Consider the following 3393-nt stretch of genomic DNA (forward strand, 5'->3'; position numbering starts at 1 on the left):
ACCGCAATGGTTAGAGGGTTATTTTTGTATTTAAAATCACGAAATGGATGTCTTATTTTTCTACTGGTTTTAAGAATAAATGTACATAACCGAAAAATACTCTAAATACGATTACAGTTGCTAATACCGTTTCAAAAATTAAGAGCCCATTCCAAATTTCCGGAAATATGAGTATGGGCATACTATTTTTTAAAGCTGTTGCTGAAATAACTAAAGGAAATGTAAATGCTGAAAATACGGGCGAAAACGGTTCTCTTAATAATTTTGGAAGTTGAAAAACGATATAAAAATAAAACACTTGAGACAGAATAAGAAAAAGTATGACGACAAACACATGCGCTTCAGGAAATGCTAAAACATAGGCTGCAGCGACTAAAGAAAATGGTGCGCAAATTGTAGATGTATTAGGTTTAATTGCCGTTTGTAATGGATAAGCTTTTAACCGCTTGAAAACAATCGGTAATACAATACAAGTGGCTACAAAACCGTAAATCACTGTTAACTGACCAATTAAAAGGTATCCACTCACTGGTGCCGTTAATCCTGCTATCGCAATGCCTATATAAAGTACAGTCCAAGATGGATAAACGTTCTCAAGAGAAAATCGCTTTAAATATTTAGTTGAAAAAACAATCATATGTATCACAATCCCTGTAAGACATAAAAGCCATAAAGGTGTGATTATATGTTGGATCATAGTGATATGGCTAAAAAACGTATTCAAATAAGTCGTCCCAAGGAAACCGGACATAAAAAATGTAGTGAACACTGAGGAAATGAGCGGACTATTCAACTGATCTTTAACATGGTTAAAGTTATAGAACATACTTTGTAAAAGGTGAAGCCAAATTAAAATAGCTAAGATGCCGCATATCGCGGTTAAAACAAGAGATATATCTTTTAATAAATTCCCTAGCCCCAATAACCCTAAGACCAGTCCTGATGTAACTAATGGTATGTTTTGGCGTCTCATGATTTACAACCTTCTCTTTGTGATTTTCTTCACTAATTATATCATGATATTAAGATATCCTTAATATTTCTAAGGAAGTTGTATGGAATAAATAAGAATTTTGCTGAAACATTTAAATAAGATTATGAAGCTTAACAATTCAATCTGGAAATCTAAAATGTTGATAATAAGTTAAATAAATTATTAAAAATATTACTGGAATTCCGATAAATATTTTAATGAATAAAATGAAATGTGTCTATTTAAAAATGTAGTATATTAAATGATATGACTAACTAGTGGGAAGTAATATACAAAAATTTATAATAAAATCAACAAGTTTTTTAATATATTTGAAAAGTGATTCATGAGACCATGTGTATAATCCCTATATAGATAGCTATTTTAGCAAGGTCTAGAATGAATTGATGCGCTTTCTTAAAAGAAGAGTTAGCACTGTGTTATTAATTGAATGAACCATCAGAATCGTCAATTGTTGTGGAGTTTAAAGAGGTACACGAAAATCAAACAAGTAACATTAAGTAAGATAATTAGATAAAGGTAACTAACGTTAATCATAATAAAGAGGAGGCTTTATGTTTGAAAATGCTTATAAATAAAAATATATTCTAAATATAATATAACTATATTGCGTCGCGATGAATTATTGATCTATATATAAAGGGTTGAGGTCAAAAAATTTCATACGCTTATCACAATTAAAAGTGTTTAATGTATAATGTCTTTAATATCTTAAAAAAGGCAAGGTAGTACAATGTCATTATCATTTAAATCACTTATATTTTATATGAAATTTAAAGGTGTAAAATTCACTTACATTGATGAAACAAAGGCCATGAGAATATTAGAGTATAAAAATTATTATTATAAGCTCAATAGTTATGTGGATAACTACCCGAAACAACTAGTTAGACATCAAAATCAGTTAGTTGAAAGATATCAAGATGTTGACTTTAAAAATTTAGTTGATTTAGCAAGTTTAGATATGAGGTTGCGTTATATTATTATAAAATATTGTTTAGACATTGAGCACTCAATCAAATTAAATATTATGAGATCAATAACATATTTAGATAACGAGGATGGTTACAAAGTTGTCCAATGCTTTTTTGATTATGTAAGGCAAACATCAGTTATAAGAAACCCTTATAAAAAAATGATGAAATATCTGAGTTATGACACTTATAGAAAGTTAGATTATGATAAGTATGAAGAAAATACACCTATATGGTTTTTAATTGAACATATACAATTTGGTGATTTGTGTTGGTTCATTGAGTTTTACTACAATACATATAAAGTTGAAGAATTTAAAGAATTGAGTAAAACAGTACGATTTGTAAAAAATATTAGAAATAAAGCTGCCCATAACACCCCTATATTAAATAATATTGTTTTTAAAAAATCAAATTATAGGAAACAATAAAAGTGTGCTAATAACAAAATATGCAAAAAGTTTAGGTATTCGTAAGCAAAATTTAGGTAAAAGACTTACGAACTACAATATACATGACATTTTAGCTATGCTTTATGTTTACGATAAAGTAGTCGTTAATAAAGGTATGAGAGAGCGTAGAATTAATGAGCTCAAAGACTTTATGGAATATGCTAAGAAGAATAAACATGTATACGACGAACGATTTAAGTCAGTATATAATTTTTTTAGTGAAGCACTTGCTAATTATTGATTTGTAATCTATTATTGACAATAAGGAAATAAACTATACGTTTGTAGGCCCTGCGTCATAAGATGTAGGGCTGAGTTTTTGTATATAATAGGGTTTATAATAAATTAGACTAGCGAAATTAATCAATCATTTTGGTTCTATACTTTTAGGGGCTGGGACATAATTCCTAGCCAAAAAAAGAATCGATTAGGTAAAATCATTTTTTACTTAATCGATTCTTTTTATATATTATTTCAAAAAAATAAAGCCCTCGCGTATAATAATGAATAACGACAAACAAAATGATACGGAGGAACTTTATATGTATAAAAATTATAACATGTCTCAACTAACACTACCAATAGAAACGGAAATTACATTTCCAGAAAATGATGTTTCTACTATTATTAATCATCTTGTTGAGTCCATCCCTAATGCAGAATTCAATGACTATTACAATCATAGAGGACCCTCTTCTTATCATCCAAAGATGATGTTAAAAATACTTCTTTATAGCTATTCTCAATCTGTTTTTTCAGGACGCAAAATAGAATTCCTTCTTAAAGATAGTTGTCGCCTCATGTGGCTTGCCCAAGGGCAAACACCTTCTTACAGAACTATAAATAGGTTCAGAGTGAATCCACATATGATGGAAATTTTACATACCTTATTTGTTGGTTTTAGAGCGCAGTTAATTGAAGATAAATTAATATCTGAAGATGTTGTTTACATCGATGGAACTAAGCTTGAAGC

4 protein-coding genes are annotated in these 3393 nt (G+C 29.1%); 3 read left to right on the forward strand and 1 reads right to left on the reverse strand.

Annotated elements, in window-relative coordinates; all coding sequences use genetic code 11:
- Nucleotides 1–52 precede the first annotated feature (52 nt).
- Nucleotides 53–973, reverse strand: a complete 921-nt coding sequence (locus tag G8Y85_RS03655; RefSeq protein WP_165805432.1) for a TDT family transporter — start codon at nt 971–973, stop codon at nt 53–55.
- A 787-nt stretch (nt 974–1760) separates the two neighbouring features.
- On the opposite strand from G8Y85_RS03655, the gene G8Y85_RS03660 reads away from it, so the two are divergent.
- From G8Y85_RS03660 to G8Y85_RS03670, 3 genes are all read left to right on the forward strand, one after another.
- Nucleotides 1761–2399 carry an Abi family protein gene (locus G8Y85_RS03660; protein WP_165805433.1) on the forward strand — a complete coding sequence of 213 codons (639 nt, stop codon included), beginning with the start codon at nt 1761–1763 and terminating at the stop codon, nt 2397–2399.
- A 4-nt stretch (nt 2400–2403) separates the two neighbouring features.
- Complete coding sequence (locus G8Y85_RS03665) at nt 2404–2661, forward strand: hypothetical protein (protein WP_165805434.1); 258 nt, start codon at nt 2404–2406, stop codon at nt 2659–2661.
- A 301-nt stretch (nt 2662–2962) separates the two neighbouring features.
- Nucleotides 2963–3393: transposase (locus G8Y85_RS03670; RefSeq protein ID WP_165805435.1), on the forward strand; the 431-nt coding region annotated here is incomplete at its 3' end.

Source organism: Staphylococcus sp. 11007852 (genome assembly GCF_011394325.1).
GTDB lineage: Bacteria > Bacillota > Bacilli > Staphylococcales > Staphylococcaceae > Staphylococcus > Staphylococcus agnetis.

Bases quoted from the DNA above. Each gene is read 5' to 3' on its own strand.
- G8Y85_RS03655 (WP_165805432.1), bottom strand. From the start codon at position 973: ATGAGACGCCAAAACATACCATTAGTTACATCAGGACTGGTCTTAGGG.
- G8Y85_RS03660 (WP_165805433.1), top strand. From the start codon at position 1,761: ATGAAATTTAAAGGTGTAAAATTCACTTACATTGATGAAACAAAGGCC.